8 protein-coding genes are annotated in these 18,679 nt (G+C 37.5%); all 8 read left to right on the top strand.

Annotation, left to right across the window (positions count from 1 at the left end; genetic code table 11):
- Window positions 1-43 precede the first annotated feature (43 nt).
- The 8 genes from ACKU4N_RS11960 (at window position 44) to ACKU4N_RS11925 (ending at window position 18,597) form a co-directional block, all read left to right on the top strand.
- The gene (locus tag ACKU4N_RS11960; RefSeq protein ID WP_407937224.1) at window positions 44-3,004 is read left to right on the top strand and encodes a two-component regulator propeller domain-containing protein; all 2,961 of its coding nucleotides are present in this window, start codon (window positions 44-46) and stop codon (window positions 3,002-3,004) included.
- A 206-nt stretch (window positions 3,005-3,210) separates the two neighbouring features.
- Entirely contained in the window at window positions 3,211-4,713 is a 1,503-nt protein-coding gene (locus tag ACKU4N_RS11955; protein WP_321316550.1) for a glycoside hydrolase family 30 protein, read from the top strand.
- A gap of 58 nt (window positions 4,714-4,771) precedes the next feature.
- Window positions 4,772-7,528: a carbohydrate-binding protein gene (locus ACKU4N_RS11950; RefSeq protein WP_321316549.1), complete on the top strand. Its 2,757-nt coding sequence runs from the start codon at window positions 4,772-4,774 to the stop codon at window positions 7,526-7,528.
- Between the two features lie 273 nt (window positions 7,529-7,801).
- Window positions 7,802-10,930, top strand: coding sequence for a SusC/RagA family TonB-linked outer membrane protein (locus tag ACKU4N_RS11945; protein ID WP_321316548.1), 3,129 nt, complete (start codon window positions 7,802-7,804; stop codon window positions 10,928-10,930).
- 19 nt (window positions 10,931-10,949) lie between these two features.
- A complete protein-coding gene (locus ACKU4N_RS11940; protein WP_321316547.1) occupies window positions 10,950-12,458 on the top strand; it encodes a RagB/SusD family nutrient uptake outer membrane protein in 1,509 nt (502 codons plus the stop codon).
- A 107-nt stretch (window positions 12,459-12,565) separates the two neighbouring features.
- Window positions 12,566-13,432 carry a hypothetical protein gene (locus ACKU4N_RS11935; RefSeq protein WP_321316546.1) on the top strand — a complete coding sequence of 289 codons (867 nt, stop codon included), beginning with the start codon at window positions 12,566-12,568 and terminating at the stop codon, window positions 13,430-13,432.
- Between the two features lie 245 nt (window positions 13,433-13,677).
- Window positions 13,678-15,921 carry a glycoside hydrolase family 3 N-terminal domain-containing protein gene (locus ACKU4N_RS11930; RefSeq protein ID WP_321316545.1) on the top strand — a complete coding sequence of 748 codons (2,244 nt, stop codon included), beginning with the start codon at window positions 13,678-13,680 and terminating at the stop codon, window positions 15,919-15,921.
- A gap of 315 nt (window positions 15,922-16,236) precedes the next feature.
- Window positions 16,237-18,597, top strand: a complete 2,361-nt coding sequence (locus tag ACKU4N_RS11925) for a glycoside hydrolase family 3 C-terminal domain-containing protein (protein ID WP_321316544.1) — start codon at window positions 16,237-16,239, stop codon at window positions 18,595-18,597.
- Window positions 18,598-18,679 lie beyond the last annotated feature (82 nt).

The following is an 18,679-nucleotide window of genomic DNA, read 5'->3' as shown; positions in this document are numbered from 1 at the left end:
ATATGTGAATTATTGTATATTTGAGAATTCATAGCACCTACCGATGATAAAAACTTTAAAGAACAAAAAGCTTTTTTTAAGCGCGTTGTTAATTTTATGCCTTAAATTTTCCTTTGCCCAATACAGTTTTAATAGGATCACAAAGGAACAAGGACTTCCTCATAACAATGTTGAATGCATTTTGCAAAGTGCTTCTGGATTTATGTGGTTTGGTACTCGGGATGGCTTTTGTCGTTTCGACGGTTACGAAGTGAAAGTATATCGAAACACACAAGATACCAATTCTATTTCCGGAAACAGGATATTATCTGTTGCTGAAGATAAAGATGGATTTATTTGGGTGGGAACCTATCAAAATGGAGTTAATAGATTCAATCCAAAAACAAATCAATTCAAAAAATACGGCATCAGGAATGGTATAGGCAATCAGATTTATCGAATAAAAGTTTTAAAAGATGGGACAGTTGTCATAGGCAGCAACAGTGGTCTTGCTTTATTTGATAAAAGCACGGATTCATTTAAAGTATATCATCCTAACGGTGAGCCTCAAAGTATAAACTCTTACGTAGTAAGTGATATTTTGGAGACTCACGATGGACAGTTATTTATTGCAACTTTTGAAAAGGATATTCAGCGTCTGGATAGAAAAACCGGTAAGTTTTTTTCGATATCCTATAACAATTTAGAATTAAATTCAGGGAATTATCGAAAGCGTCTTCTTGAGGACAGAGAAGGTAATTTATGGATATCTGCTGACAAGCACGGTTTATGCAAATACAACCGGAAATCGAAAAAATCAAAATTTTATTTTAAAAAAAATGGTCTGAGTTCTGAAGTTCTGACTGGAGATATGATTGTAAATTCGGATGGTAAAATCTGGATTGCTTCAGATGGGGGAGGAATTAACATATTGGATACCCGAAATGAAACATTTGATTATGTGAATTTTGATGACGAAGATGTTAATAGTTTGCCAAGTAATCAGGTATATACATTATATAAGGACAATGCCAACAGAATTTGGGTAGGAACATACGATAAAGGTGTAGCATATTATGATCCTCTGGCGAAGAAATTTGCAAACAAACTTTTGCCTGATAATATTTGTTCCTTTTTTAAAGGCAAATCGGTGCTTGGCATTTTACAGGATAGTAAAGGAAATGTTTGGATAGGTACAGATGGATCAGGTTTACATGTTATCAGCAAAGAAAATAAATTAACTCATTTTTATTCTAAAATTTCAGATGAAACCAGTATATCGGGTAATGTTATCACTAGTTTGGCAGAGGATGTAAATGGCAATATACTGGTAGGTACTTACAACGCCGGCTTAAATATATATGATTATAAAACGAAATCTTTTAAGCATTTTCATCAGAATTCTCAAAACAATTTAAGTTTACACTCCGAAAATGTTTGGACCATTCTGGTGGATAGTCAGGGGAAAAATTGGCTGGGACTTTTGGGCAATGGTGTTGATCTTTTTAATTCAGATACAGAGACATTCAAAAATATAGGACCATCTTCCAGAGAATTGATTAAAATTGATCATTCCAATGTGATGTCTGTTATGGAAGATTCCGATGGAGATATATGGTTTGGTACCGAAGGCAACGGAATATATGTTTACGACAAGCAAGCTAATAATGTATTGAGAATTAGTACAAATTCAAATATTACTACCGAGGGTGTAATTAAAGATTTATTTCAAGATAAGTGGGGAAATATTTGGATTGGAACAGAAGGGAATGGCCTGTTTAAATACAATAAAAAAGAGAAGGAAGGCATTCAATACACATTAAAAAATGGTTTGCCATCTATGATTATTCTTGGTATACAGGAAGATGCATCCGGTGGAATTTGGGTGACGACCTATGATGGAATTGCTGTGCTAAGTAAGGATTCGAAGGAATTTATGTCTTTTGATAAATCGGATGGCTTATCATCGAATGAGTTTAATGCTCAGGCTTTTATTAAATTACAAGATGGTACTTTTTTAACCGGATCCAAAAATGGGCTGGACATTTTCAATCCTTCAGAATTGTCCTTAAATCTTACGATTCCAAAAGTTTATTTTACGAAACTAAAAATCCAGAACCAGGAAGTTTTACCGGGTGATTCAATTAATCAGCTGGTTAAATTGCAAAATGATATTACACACACCAAAGAGATTGAGTTAACTTATTCCGATAAGGTCTTCTCAATTGAATTTGCGGCCTTGAATTATACACATCCTAAAAAGTGTCAGTACAAATATAAATTGGAAGGGTTTGATGAAAACTGGTACGATTCCGATTCCGAACATCGCTTTGTATCTTATTCAAATTTAAAAAATGGAAATTATACATTTAAAGTTCAAGCTTCAAATAATGATAAAAAGTGGGGGGATAATATAGCAGAGCTTAGCATTCATGTTCTTCCTCCTTTCTGGAAAACCAAATGGTTTATTTTCTTAGTTGTTGGCTTAATAGTTGGTGTAGCAGCGGCAGCTTATAATTATCGATTGCGTCTTTTAAAAATAAAATTCCTGCAGGAACAGGCTTTAAAGGAAAAAAGAATAACAGAACTTGAAAAGGAAAATATTGAATCGGAATTGGAAAAACTGACCTTTTACACGGTAAATAGAAACAGGGTACTGATCAATTATAAAAATCGGATGCTTGGTCTTGCGGCCAAAGCAATGCCTGCAGTAAAAAGTGGCTTGCAGATTGTAATTGATGAGATTGATAACGAAATCAACGATGATAAGGAGTGGAAATACCTTGAGCCTCGGTTGGATAAAATGTACAATGAATTTATAAGTAAGTTACGCAATGAATATCCGGATTTAACTTTGTCTGAGGTAAAGGTTGCTTCGTATGTAAGAATGAATCTTTCTTCAAAAGAGATTGCCGAATTTATGCATAAGACGACACGAGCAATCGAAAACGACCGCTATCGCCTTCGAAAAAAATTAGAACTCGATTCCAATGAGTCATTACAGAGATATTTAATGGATTTATAAGTTTTTCGTTTGGTTTATCTCCATTTTTGGCATCAAATTAATGCAATTTATTGTTTTTATAAGAATCAGTTTATAAGATATTTACGACTGTTAGAGTAGTTTTGAGTAGTGTCTGTAAACGTTTGAGGAGTATTTGAGAGGTATCAAACTCATGTTACCCTATTGTGCGCATATATATTTGTTTTGAAAATCAAACAAACAGATAGATGACAAGCACAATATTGAAATATTTTTTATTTGCAGTTATTAGCATAGGCATACTTAATGCATGTAATCCAATTGCAGGACAAAGCAATCAACAGAATGGAGATCAAAATTTGCAGACGAATAGTCGAAGCAATAATAAGATTACTCTTGAAAAAGCAATTCAATATACTACCGCAAAAGAAGGGGATTTAAGATTCTCAAAATCTGATGGCCTGTTGGTTGGGGATTTTAATCAGCCGGAAGAACATTTTTCCACTCTTATACTAGATGCAAAAAAGCGTTTTCAAATTATTGAAGGTTTTGGTGGTGCACTTACTGATGCTGCCGCAGAAACTTTTTATAAGCTTCCCAAAAACAAACAAAGCGAAATTTTAGAGGCTTATTTCGATCGTGAAAAGGGAATTGGCTATAGTTTGTGTCGTACTCATATTCATAGTTGTGATTTTTCAAGTGAAAGCTATTCTTATGCGGAAGAAGGTGGCGACACGGCTTTAGACAATTTCTCCATAGAACACGACAATCAATATAAAATACCTTTCATCAAAGAAGCTTTGGCCAAATCAGGGAATGAAATGAAACTTTTCGCTTCACCCTGGAGTCCTCCTGCGTGGATGAAAACCAACAACAACATGTTGGAAGGAGGAAGTTTAAAACCGGAATATTTTCAGACTTGGGCTGATTATTTCGTTAAATTTTTTGATGCCTATAAAAAGCAGGGGATTGATTTCTGGGGGCTTACAGTTCAAAATGAGCCATTGGCAGTTCAACGCTGGGAATCCTGCATTTTTACTGCTGAGGAAGAAAGAGATTTTGTGAAAAAATATCTGGGGCCAACTCTTGAAAATAGTTCAATGGGGGACAAGAAAATTATTATCTGGGATCACAACCGAGGATTAATGTACCAGCGTGCTCAGGTTGTTTTAGATGATCCTGAAGCTTCAAAATATATTTGGGGTACTGGTTTTCATTGGTATACCGGAGATCATTTTGAAAACGTGAAACTTGTATCCGAGGCATTCCCTGATAAGAAAACCATTTTCACTGAAGGATGTGTATTCCCGTTCGATTACAGTAAGCTGGGTGAATGGAGTTGGGGAGAAAGATATGGAGAGTCAATTATTCATGATCTTAATAATTCGGCTTCGGGCTGGGTTGATTGGAATGTTTTACTCGATGAAAAAGGAGGTCCGAATCATGTTGCCAATTATTGTTATGCTCCAATTATCGGAAATACAAAAACGGGCGAAATCACTTACATGAATTCCTATTACTACCTGGGGCACTTCTCAAAATACATCCGTCCAGGTGCACAGCGTATCATTTGTTCTTCGAATGATGACAATATTCTGGCAACAGCTTTTGTAAATGAAGACAATAGCATTGCTGTTGTAGCAATGAATCAAACCGATAAGCAACTTGAATTTAAAATATGGTTAGAAGGAAGAGGTGCATTGTCTGTTCTTCCTGCTCATTCAATTGCAACAATTGTTATTAACGAATAACCACAAATCCAACAGGAATAAATCTATACCAATGAAACTGCTGCTAAATAGTAAAAATATGTTACGACAACTTGAATATCAATCAGAAGGAAAATACGGGAATTGTAAAATGAAGATTTTTCTCAATATCTCCTTTTTTATATTCTTGCTCCTTAGTTTTTCCGCTCCTGCTTTTTCGCAGGGATTTGCACATGTTAATGGAACAAGTATTGTTGATGGAAATGGAAACAATTTAATAATCAGAAGTATCGGAACCGGGAATTGGATGATTCAGGAAGGTTACATGATGCAGTCTTCAGATGTAGCTAACACTCAGCATGAGTTCAGAAATAAATTAATTGAAACAGTAGGAGAGACCCGCACCAACGAATTTTATGATGTTTGGCTTTCAAATCATTTTGGAAAAATTGATGTTGACTCGATGTCTGCATGGGGATTTAATTGTATACGAGTTGCAATGCATTACAAATGGTTTACTCCTGCCATCGAAAATGAACCTGTACAAGGCGAAATAACATGGACAAACAAAGGCTTCGACATGATAGATGATTTGCTTTCGTGGTGTTCCGATAATCAGATGTATTTGATTCTTGATTTGCATGGAGCACCAGGAGGACAAGGGAAAGATGCTGCAATTTCTGACTACGATTCTTCGAAGCCATCCTTATGGGAAAGTGAATTGAACAAAGACAAAACAGTTGCACTCTGGAAAAAAATTGCTGAAAGATACAGCAATGAGCCATGGATTGGAGGTTATGATCTAATTAATGAGATCAATTGGACATTTCCCGAGGGCAACAATTCGAAAATTCGCGATTTGTATGGCAAAATTACCGATGCCATTCGTGAGGTGGATACCAATCACATCTTATTTATTGAAGGGAATTCCTTTGCCAATGATTTTTCTGGTTTGACTCCTGCCTGGGATGATAACATGGTTTACAGTTTTCATAAATATTGGACATACAATGATGTAAATGCACTAAAATGGATAACAGATTTTAGAGAAGAGCAAAATCGTCCGGTTTGGTTGGGTGAAACAGGTGAGAATTCCAATACATGGTTCACAAACTTGGCGGCATTAGCAGAAAGCAACAATGTGGGATGGTCTTGGTGGCCGGTAAAAAAATCAGGCATTAATAACATACTAAAGGTTAAAACGAATGCTGATTATTTACAAATGATTGAGATGTGGAAAGGCAATGGCACAATGACTTCGGATGAAGCATTTAGTGCGGTAATGACCTTTGCCAACAATCACAAATTTGAAAATTGTTCCATTCAGTACGATGTAATTGATGCTTTAATTCGTCAGCCTCATACGACAGAAACAAAACCATTTAAATCACATACTACAAGTCAGAAAATATTTGCTGCCGATTATGATCTGGGCAGAAACAATTATGCTTATTTCGATACAGATACTGCAAATTATCATCTAAATACCGGTGAATATAAGGCATGGAATCAGGGTTGGGAATACCGCAATGACGGTGTGGATATTGAGAAGTGTAACGATACGGAAACCAATGGTTACAATGTTGGTTTTGTGAAAAGCGGTGAGTGGTTACAGTATACCGTTAATTCGGAAGCTAATGCGGCCTATAAATTAGAAATCAGAACAGCTGGTACCGGGAAAGCCTCTATGCATATTGAGGCAAACGGTCAGATAGTTTCCGAAACGTTTGAACTTCCTTCTACAGGCAGTTGGACCAGCTATATAACCAGCACAATAAATAACATTATTCTGCCAAAAGGCGTGGTTAAAATTAAACTTGTGTTTGATGGCGGTGAGCTGAATGTAAACCATTTTTCATTGATTGAACCAGTCGAAATAAGCGCTGTTCCTTTTAAGCTGTTAAAAGCCGGTTCTGCAAAAATTGATAATGAAATATTTCTTGATGTAAATCGGCCAATTACATCGGTTGAAAACGATATTAATATCAATGAATTTGAATTAACGGTTGATGGAGAATCAGTTCCCATTTCAGATTTTATTTTGGATCCGAATAACAGCCGGAAGATGATTCTAATGACTGAGAAGGATTTGTTTTATAATCATGAAATCAAACTTTCCTATACAGGAAACAGTGTAGAATCAGGTTCTAAAGAACTGGAGTCTTTTGCAAATGTAATTGTCGAAAATAATTTCAACAGGCATTTTGAAATACCTGGAAAAATTGAAGCGGAAAATTTCATGATCAATAGTGGCTTTGAGTTGGAAGATTGTACCGACACAGGAAAAGGGAGAAACACTTCCTATGCTTCGGATGGTGATTATTTGGAATATCTGCTGTATGTGCCGGCAGCGGGAACTTTCACTATGAATTTCAGGTTTGCTACAGCAAAAAATGCAAAAATTCTTGTTTTGAACTCAGTGAACGGAGAAATGGTTTCCAATGAATCTGTTTCTTTTGGAAGTACCAATGGATGGCAATCCTGGCAAACAAAATCCATAACAATAGATCTCCCGAAAGGCAAAACAATTTTACGCTTATTGTCTGAATCAGGAGAACACAATCTGAATTGGATTTCTTTTGATGACGGCACTGTTACAGGAATTGAGAATCCAATTCATGAGTCGAAATTTGAAGTATTTCCCAATCCGACGTCCGACATTTTAAACCTCAATTTTGAATCCTCTTCCAGCAGACAAATTAGTCTTTTTACAATGGGCGGAACGCAGTTGTTTTCTCAGTTGAGTTCCGAAAAAAGTCATTCCATTAATGTAAATGAATATGCAACAGGCACATACCTGCTTACTGTTTCAGGTGAAGACATAAACAAAACCGTGAAGGTTCTGATTGTTAAATAAGAGTTTTGCTTCAATAGTAATACAGATTTCAATGGCAATTCCTCACCAAATATCTCAGGGAAAAAAGTCAAACTTAATTTCGGAATTGCCATCACCAAAAAGGCACAAGAGGGAAGCTGCTCTCTTACTGTTATTGTTTCTTACAAAGCTGTGAATCAGCAGGAAAAACATATTGGGTTTGCAATTGCCCGAATATAATTACTGTGGATCCGGAAGCTAACAGACAGATCCATTTATTGAAAATAATTAACTAATCATCTTAACTAATTATCTATGAAAAAAACAGTCTTGTTTTTAGTTTTGGCATTATTTTGCTTGCAATCCTTTGCACAAAAGCATGTCGTAACAGGTATAGTGGCCTCAGCAGAGGATGGTATACCATTGCCGTTTGCCTCGGTAGTGATTAAAGGTACTACAATCGGTACTACTACCGATATGGATGGAAAATATCAGATTGAGATCTCAAATGATGGGATACTGGTATTTTCGCTGATTGGTTTTAGCTCACAGGAAATTGTGGTGGGAAACAATTCAGAAATGAATGTGGTTTTAAATGTGGAAACAACAGGACTTGACGAAGTTATTGTTGTTGGTTACGGAGTGCAGAAAAAGAGTGTTTTAACTGCTTCAATTGCGAAAGTTTCAGCAGATGATTTAGAAAATATTGCACCTGTTCGCATCGATAATGCTCTGAAAGGATTGGCCTCAGGAGTAACCGTTACATCATCTTCCGGACAGCCGGGAGCTTCTTCGCAAGTACGAATTCGTGGTATTGGTACGATTAATAATAGTGATCCATTATATATTGTTGATGGTATGCCAATTGATGGAGGAATAGATTATTTAAATCCAAGTGACATTCAGTCTATTGAAGTTCTAAAGGATGCTGCATCAGGAGCAGTATATGGTGCCCGTGCTGCTAATGGAGTTATTCTGATAACTACAAAAAGTGGAGATAAAGGCAAATTATCTGTAAAATATGATTTCTCACGAGGTTGGCAAAGCAAATGGAATAAAAGGGATGTATTAAATGCCCAACAATATGCTTTACTGATAAATGAAGGTTTAGTTAATTCAGGGGAAACTGCAAGATATGATGATCCTTATGCATTGGGTAAGGGTACAGATTGGCAGGATATGGTTTTTTATGACAATGCCCCTGTTGAAAACCATCAATTGAGTGTTAGTGGCGGATCTGATAAAGTTATATATTATTTCTCTGCAGGTTATTATAAGCAGGATGGAATCGTTGGTGGAAATTTTGACCGTTCTAATTATGAGAGGATCTCATTAAGGTCAAATACAACATACCATCTTTTGGATAATATGAACCGTAATTTTTTAAATAAATTAACAGTAGGAATTAATGTTGCCTATTCAAGAATAAACTCTAAAGGTATTGGAACAAACTCGGAGTATGGTTCAGCACTTGGAGGTGCAATTTCATTCTCACCATTGTTAGGTTTGTATGAAGAGGATCAGGCAGTGGCTGCAGCCCTTCACCCAACGGCGGTTCGTGACCCAAAGAATGGGTTAATTTATACAATCGCTGGTGATGAATATAACGAAATCACTAATCCGGTCGCTCAGCTGGCTTTACCGGGAGAAGAGAATAACTCGGACAAGTTAGTGTCGTCATTTTGGGGCGAATTAACGATCTGGGACAATTTAAAGATTAGATCTTCATTTGGAACTGATCTGGCATTTTGGGGTAATGATGGTTGGACACCTGAATATTATTTAGGTAAATCTGCTTATTCTGATTACTCAAAAGTTTGGTCGAGTATGAATCGTGGATTTACCTGGCAGGTGGAAAATATCTTATCATACGAAAAGAGTATTGCCGACAAGCATAATTTTAACGTAATGTTAGGGCAATCAGCTAAAAAAGTAACAGGTCGTGGTTTAGGCGGAAGTAATAAATTTATGGTTGAAGAAAATGGAGACAAAGCCAATATTGATTTTACTACCGGAACAGCTGCAAATGGAGACCAGACAGTTGGAGGAGGAGCTTGGAGCCCACATACTTTAGCGTCAATGTTTGCCCGGTTAAGCTATAATTTTTCAGAGAGATACATGTTTCAGGCCACTATTCGTAGAGATGGTTCTTCTAATTTTGGTCCGGGGAAAAAATATGGTGTGTTCTCCTCAATTTCACTGGGATGGAATATTACAAATGAGGCATTCATGGAATCGCGTCCAGAGTGGTTAACTTCTTCTAAACTGAGAGCTTCATGGGGTAAAAACGGGAATGAAAATATCGGGGCTTTTGGTTATACCGCCCTTACTTCAACAGGTAATAATTATGCTTTTGGACCAGGGAATGGAACATTAGTAAATGGAACAAAAGCATCTGGGCTGGCTAATACTTCATTAGCATGGGAAGAATCGGAGCAAACCGACATAGGACTTGATTTCGGATTCTTAAATAGTGCATTGACATTTACAGTTGATTACTATGAGAAGAAAACCAATGGAATGTTGATGACGATGTCGATTCCTTCTTATGTGGGAGAATCAAAACCAACTGGTAATGTTGGAGATATGAAAAACTGGGGTATTGAATTTGATTTAGGCTATAGATTCAAGCTTGGCGATTTCAACTTTAGCATTAGAGGAAACGCTTCTTATCTTGAAAACGAATTGGTTAATCTGGGAAATGCAGATGGTTTTGCTAATTACGATAGCTATGCTAATGTAGGAACTATTTCGAGAGCCCAAAATGGGTTGCCATTCCCCTATTTTTATGGATATAAAACAGATGGTATTTTCCAAAATTATGCAGAAATTAATTCACATGTGAATAATGAAGGTGGCTTAATCCAGGCGAATGCAGTTCCTGGAGATGTAAGGTTTGTGGATTTGAATGGAGATGGCTCTATTGGAGATGATGACCGTACAATGATTGGAAAGGGTATGCCTGACTGGACATACGGTATAAACTTTGGAATTGATTTTAAAGGCTTTGATTTTAGCATGATGCTGCAGGGAACTGTTGGTAACGATATTTATGATGCTACCCGACGTACAGACTTGCGTTATATTAATTTGCCTGCCTATATGTTAGATCGTTGGATAGGAGAAGGAACTTCCAATACAATTCCGCGGTTTTCATTTTCAGATAATAACGGCAACTGGTTATCATCTGACCTCTATGTTAAAGATGGCGATTATATGCGCATAAAAAATGTAACATTAGGTTACACTCTACCCAAAAATATTGTCAATAAGGCATTTGTAAATAGTTTGCGCTTTTATGTTGCAGCAGAGAATCTTTTCACTTTCACAAAATACGACGGTTTTGATCCTGAAATTTCTTCAGGAGGTACTTCTCTTGGTATTGATCGCGGAATATATCCTCAGGCAAGAACATATACAGTTGGTTTAAACCTGTCTTTTTAACGATTAAAAACTTAAAGTAATGAAGAATAAATATATTTTAATTTGCAGCTTATTTTTTATCCTTTTGGGTTCTTGTAAAGAGGAGTTCCTTGAAGTAGATTCGGCAAGCAGCGTATTGATAGATGATTATTATACAACAGAGGATCGTATATTTGAAGCACTTGTTGCTGCTTATGATCCATTATCCTGGACAGATTATGCCTGGGGACAATATACTCAACTTAACTTAGTGTCAGATGTAATGTCAGATGATGTGTATGTTGGAGGAAATGACCAGGGTGATTTGCCTTTTCTGCATAAGATGTTCAATTACGAAGCGACACCGGAAATTGTTTGCAGCGATTTATGGACCACTTTTTATTCAGGAGTAAAGCGTGCTAACGCTGTTTTGGAATATATAGATAATGTACAGGATATTTCCGAATCAAACAAAGCGCTTTACATTGCTGAAGCTAAAGCATTAAGGGCTTACTATTATATGTGGTTATGGAAACTTTGGGGCAATATTCCATATTATGAAACTAATCTCGATTTTCCATATATAGCAGCTCAGTTAACTGCCGATGAAGTTTATGAAGGTATAATCACAACATTAGAAGATGTGATTGCCAATGGTGGATTATCAATAAAAACTACTTCTGAAAATACAGGACGAGTGTCCTTGGCCATGACTTATATGGTATATACTGAAGTGGTGATGTATCAGAATGATGAAAGCCACTATTCAACAGCATTGGCTTACATGAATGAAATTATTGCAAGTCACCAATATATCTTGAATGATGATTTTGCAGGAATTTGGGAAGAAAGTGGAGAATGGACTAAGGAATCTATATTTGAAGTGAACTATTTTAGTGTTAATGGAGGAAAAGATTGGGGGAGTGCCATCGGTGATGGGGGTACTGTTTATCCTAAATTGATTGGTATTAATAGTTTATCAGGAAGTGATGATTTTGATGGAGGTTGGGGATTTGAACCTGTCCGTCAGGAAGCATATGATTTGTATGAGGATAATGACCAACGTAAAAATGGTGGAATTTTAAATTTTGCAACCTATGCAGCTCAATCTGGAGCTACTTACGAAGGACGTTATCAGGACACAGGAAACTTTTTGAAAAAATACCTTCCAAGAGCTAACGGAAATGCCGGTTATGCAGGTTCTGCGGATATGAATTACAACAATAACCTTAGGGTTTATCGATATGCTGAAACACTACTTAACGCCGCTGAATTATTAGCACGTGGAGTATCAGGAACAGGAAGTGCTCAAACTTATTTAGATGAAGTTCGGGATAGGGCAGGTGTAGGTAGCATTACTGCTACTGTTGATAATATCATTAAGGAACGTCATCTTGAGTTTGTGGGCGAAGGTAAGCGCTATTGGGATTTGGTTCGTACCGGAATGGCATCAACAGTACTTGCTCCAAACGAATACAGAAAAAACACTTGGACAGAGAATAAAAAACATCTGCCTATTCCGCAGGCCGAGATGGATTCAGATAGCGGTTTAACTCAAAATCCTTATTAAAAAACAAAATATAATCATATGAAACGACCCCTATAAAAAGCCTTACACGCAGGAGGATGAGTGTAATTTGGGAGTTCCATATGGCAAGCACACAAAATTATAATCATATGAAACGTATTGAAATAATATATATAGGATTATTCGTCTTGTTAACTTCTTTAGGAATGGTTTCCTGTACTCAGGATACTTACGACGATCAAGAACATGTAACAGAACAAATGATAGACGTAAGATTTTCAGTGGATGAAATTTCTGCAAATAGATATCAAATTACGACCAATAGTAACAAATATGTTATTAGTAATTATTGGGATCTAGGAGATGGAACAGGTTTTTCTACTGGCGGTAATTCATTTGAATTGTTCTTACCAGATGCAGGAGAATATGAAATAAAGCATAAGGTAATTGCAGCAGGTGGAATTTTAAGCAGCGAAGCATCAAGCGTGGTGAATGTTGAAACTTCAGATCCAATTTCTGGAAATTTAATCAGAGGAGGTAAGTTTACTTCTGAAGATGATATAGCAGAATGGACAATTGGTGGCACGGGTGCAGGTAACGGCACCTGGAATTTTAATGACGGTAATGCTAACTTAACAACGCCCAGCTGGGGAGGTAATGGAATTTACCAAGCCATCCAGGTAGAAGAAGGGCGTAGTTATCAAATCGATATGTATATCAGTTCTACTACAGGCTGTTCTGACACATGGTTCGAAGTGTATTGTGGTTATAGTGATCCGGAAACAGTATCCGGTGATTACAATGAAGGAGAAAAACTATTGAGCATAAATACGTGGGATGGAAGTGGAACAACTCCATTTGCAGGGAAATTTACTAAGGTAGGAAGTTCAACCGAAACCAATGGGGTCTTTACCGCTGCTGTTACAGGAACAGTATATCTTGTTATAAGAGGTGGCGGTGGTGATATGAAGGAAGGAATTACTATTGATAATGTGGAAATTCGTTCAATTCAATAACACCTCTGTCAGGTTTGGGCTATATACTCATGGATTTAAATCTGGAAGAGTTCATGATTATAATAAATTAGAATAGTTTATGGGGCGTTGCATTCGGAAGGCATTGGAATTCTTTGTGCAGCGCCCCTTTTTTAAGTTTGCCGTTGAAGGGACTGAGAAAGAAACTCTGGGCTAAACTAATTCAATTTTCACACAGGTGAAAGTTGATTCCGTTTGGGTTTTCAAGAACGATTAAAAATGAAAAAATGGTAAATAGATTTTACGTATTAGGGATATGTCTTTGCCTTTTACAGTCTTGTGTATCTTCTTTATCTACGAATGATCAGAAGATTGAGAAACTTTTGTCGCAAATGACAATTGATGAAAAAATAGGACAAATGTGTCAGATCAATGGCTTTTCCGGACAAATTCCGGATAAGATAAAAGAAGAAATAAAGGCTGGAAATGTTGGCTCTATTTTGAACGAAGTTGACGTAAAAACAGTAAATGAAATTCAAAAAACAGCAATTGAAGAAAGTCGGTTGGGTATTCCTTTGTTAATAGGCAGAGATGTTGTACATGGTTTTAAAACCATATTCCCAATTCCTTTGGGGCAAGCAGCTGCCTGGAATCCTGAAATAGTAAAAAAAGGGGCAGGTATTGCAGCACAAGAGGCTTCTTTAGCTGGTGTTAACTGGACATTTGCACCCATGATTGATATTGCCAGAGACTCCCGATGGGGGAGAATTGCAGAAAGTTTTGGAGAAGATCCATACTTGGTTTCAAAAATGGCTGTTGCTTCTACCGAAGGTTTTCAGGGCACCAATGGTTCTCTTTTTTCAAATGGTAAAATAGCCGCTTGCGCAAAACACTTTGCCGGCTATGGTGCCGCAGAAGGAGGCCGGGATTATAATACAACACTTATTCCTGAAGGAGAATTGCGGGATGTTTATTTTAAATCATTCAAAGCAGCCAAGGATGCCGGTATCAGAACTTTTATGACAGGATTCAATGATTTGAATGGCGTTCCGGCTTCGGGAAATCAATTCTTGTTTCGTAAGGTTTTAAGAGAGGAGTGGCAATTTGATGGAATGGTGGTCAGCGACTGGGCGTCAATTCATGAATTGATCAGTCATGGTTTTTCTTCTGATGAAAAAGATGCAGCAAAAAAAGCTTTGATAGCAGGCGTTGATATGGAAATGGCTTCCACCTGTTACAAAAATCATATTAAGGAACTTTTGGATGAGGGTCTTATAAATATAGATTTAGTTGATGATGCAGTAAGAAATATACTGCGAATCAAAATTGAACTGGGCTTATTTGAGCACCCATATGTAGATGAAAACGGACAGGGCGAAATTGGAGAAAAAGACATAGAAAAAGCAGCTCTGGAAGCGGCCGAACAGAGCATCGTTCTTTTGAAGAATAAAAATAAGCTGTTGCCTCTTTCCACAAAAATAAATTCAGTTGCAGTTATTGGCCCGATGGCTCATGAAAAATACGAGCAATTGGGAACATGGAGCTTCGATGCTGACAGCTTGTTATCAATTACGCCGCTCGAAGGAATTAGAAATTTGCTGGGAAATGCGAAGGTGAATTTTGCAAAAGGATTAAAATACACAAGAGACAAAAATTCAGATGGTTTCAAACAAGCAATAAAGGCTGCAAAATCCTCTGATGTTGTTGTTGTATGTGTGGGCGAGGAAGCGATATTATCAGGAGAGGCTCATTGCCGGGCCAGACTTGATCTTCCTGGAATTCAAAAAGAACTGATACAGGAAATATCGGAAACAGGCAAGCCAGTCGTTCTGATTGTAATGGCAGGAAGAGCATTGAGTATTGGAGATGTATACGAAAATGCAGATGCAGTGCTGTATGCATGGCATCCGGGAACTATGGGAGGAACAGCATTGGCAAATATTTTGTTTGGAAAAGTATCACCTTCAGGTAAATTGCCGGTAACAATGCCAAAATCGGTTGGACAGATTCCCATGCACTACAATCATAAAAACAGCGGACGACCTGTTGATCCCAATAACTGGCCTTCAATTGATAAAATTCCCGTAAAGGCCTATCAAACATCATTGGGAAATACTTCTCATTACATGGATGAAGGTTTTGAACCCTTATATCCCTTTGGTTTTGGATTATCATATACTGATTTTGAATATTCAGACTTACGGATTGAAACACCGGTAATTGCAAGAACAGAAGAGTTGAACGTATCCGTTTTGTTAAGCAACAAAGGCGAATGTACTGCCGAAGAAGTTGTGCAGGTTTACATTCGTGATCTGGTTGGAGATGTTACCAGACCGGTAAGAGAACTAAAAGCTTTCGATCGGGTGAAACTGAAGGCAGGAGAAGCCAAAAGGGTGAGTTTCACAATTCCGGCAAGCGAATTGTCATTTCATAATCAGCAAATGATGAATGTTGTTGAGCCTGGAAAATTTATGCTTTGGATTGGAGGAAATTCCAATGCTGATTTGGGTGCTGAGTTTGCAGTGAAATAGGAACTGTTTTAATTTTTATGGCACAACTATATCCTTGTAATACCAATTTAATTTCAAAATCCTGCTTAAAATATCAGCTTGTCATGCTCTGACTATATCCAAGCCGTTCTTGTCAGGGTATGACTTGATTCTAAGCACTATTTTATAAGATCAATTTTGATGTTGATTTGGTATAATAGGTAAGTTTAAAATCAGTTTTTTCGTGTCAAATGATTTTTAAATCAATCTTTTATGTTGATTGTTTAAGCCGGATTTTAAATGTGTATAATGATAATTATTTGTACCTTAAACCCTATAATTTGTAATTAATAAAACATGAAAAATTTACTATTGTTTTCCATCCTAATACTATCAAATATGGTATTGAAAGCACAGACTAAAAAATCAGACCTGGATGTCAATGATAAAATTGACCAATTGGTTTCTAAATTGACTTTAGAGGAGAAAGCAGCCCTTTGCTCCGGTCGCGATGACTGGAGCACACAGCCGGTCGAACGCCTTAATATCCCATGGATTTGGGTCGCAGATGGTCCTCATGGTCTGCGCCGGGCGCCGGCAACCAATAAGGCTGGTTACGGCGATCAGTTGCCGGCTACCTGCTTTCCAACTGCATCGGCACTTTCTGCAACATGGAATTTAGATATGGTCAATAAAGTTGGACAAGCCATAGGTGAAGAATGTCAGGCGCAAAAAGTGAATGTAATTCTGGGGCCGGGTGTCAACATCAAACGATCGGTTTTGGGCGGAAGAAATTTTGAGTTCTTTTCTGAAGACCCAATTTTATCAGGCGAACTGGGAGCGGCCTATATCAACGGAGTTCAAAGTCAGGGCGTGGGAACATCATTAAAACATTATACCGCCAACAATGTCGAAACCATGCGCATGTACAACAACTCCAATATGGATAATCGTACCCTGCACGAAATCTACCTCACTCCATTCGAAATAGCGGTAAAAAAAGCACAGCCATGGACAATTATGGCCTGTTACAATCGGGTTCAGGGTGTTTACGGCACTCAAAGTCCGTATTTGTTAACCGATATGCTTAAAAAGGAATGGGGATTTAAAGGCATTGTTATTTCAGACTGGTTTGCAGTGGTTAACCGGGTTGAAGCAATGAAAGCAGGCATGCACATCGAAATGCCCAGAGTTAGTGGTGTAAATGATTCTCTTGTTGTAGAAGCGGTTAAAAACGGAGATTTGGATATTGCTGTTGTTGATGGATTGGTAAAAGAGATCCTGACAATTGTATTTAAAGCAAAAGCTCTCGAAAAACAAGGTGCTGAACTCAATGCTGAAAAGCATCACGCTTATGCACGGCAGGTTGAATCAGAAGCCATAACACTTTTGAAGAACAAAAATCAGATATTACCTGTAACAAAAGAGAAGTACAAGCGTGTAGCCATTATTGGAGAATTTGCCTCAGCTCCCCGTTATCAGGGAAACGGAAGTTCTGAAGTAAAACCTACCCGGCTTGATAAAGCGCTTGACATCATCAAAAAAGAATATGGCAGGGACATAAAAATAAGCTATGCGCAAGGCTATAAACTATCTGATGATAATGATATGTCGCTAATAGATGAAGCCAAAAAAGCAGCTGCCGATGCCGATATTGCTTTGGTATTTGCAGGTTTACCATTGCAGTACGAATCCGAAGGCATAGACCGAACCCATATTAATATGCCTGTATCTCATAACAAACTAATTAGTGAGATTGCGAAAATTCAGAAAAACACGGTTGCCGTACTTACCAACGGAAGCGCAGTTACTATGCCATGGATAAATGAAGTGGATGGTATTTTGGAAACCTGGCTGGGCGGACAAGCCGGAGCTGGTGCTGTTGCCGATGTTTTGTTTGGGAAAATAAATCCATCAGGCAAACTGGCCGAAACATTTCCTGTGAAATTAGAAGACACTCCTTCATTTTTAAATTTTCCGGGAGAGCAAGGCGAAGTCCTTTACGGAGAGCGCATTTTTGTTGGCTATCGTTACTACGATGAAAAGAAAATTGAACCTCTGTTTCCTTTTGGATTTGGATTGTCTTATACAACTTTTGAATACAGTAATCTTAAATTATCAGCAAAAAACACGACCGATAAAGAAGGAGTAACAGCGACCTTAACTGTTAAAAACACAGGTGATGTAAAAGGGAAAGAAGTTGTGCAATTGTATGTTACCGATAATAAAAGTACACTATTGCGCCCTAAAAAAGAGTTGAAGAAGTTCGCGAAAATTGAGTTAGAGCCGGGAGAAGAAAAAGAAGTGACTTTTCAATTGGAAGCCCGGGATTTCTCCTGCTACGATGGAAAAAGAGAGATGTGGATTGCTGAAAGCGGCGAATTTACAATTTCTGCAGCAGCATCATCACGCGATATCAGATTATCAGAAGTTGTTGCCCTGCAATCAACGCAACAAGTTCCTTTGGCTTTCGACGAGTACACATTTTTTAGCGAATACTGGAAAAATAAGCAAACCCGGGCATTGCTGATGGAATTAGTTCCAAATTGGATCAAAGGGTTCACAGGAGAAGGAAAATCAGGTTATAATGCAGATTTCCCAGGCTTCATGGTCGATCATCCAATGATAAAATATCCTTACATAACCAATGGCGAAATATCCCATGCTCAGGTTATGGAACTGGTCGAGAAATGTAAGGGTTTTACTTATAATCCATAATATAAGTATTACAAATATGTAGACCAGAGGAATTTCCACTGGCAGAAACAACTACTTAAATCGTTTTTGCATACCGAAGGAA

This window comes from Labilibaculum sp. (assembly GCF_963664555.1).
GTDB lineage: Bacteria > Bacteroidota > Bacteroidia > Bacteroidales > Marinifilaceae > Labilibaculum.
The sequence above is the reverse complement of the archived record's forward strand: the minus strand, read 5'-3'. Positions and strand labels throughout refer to the sequence as shown.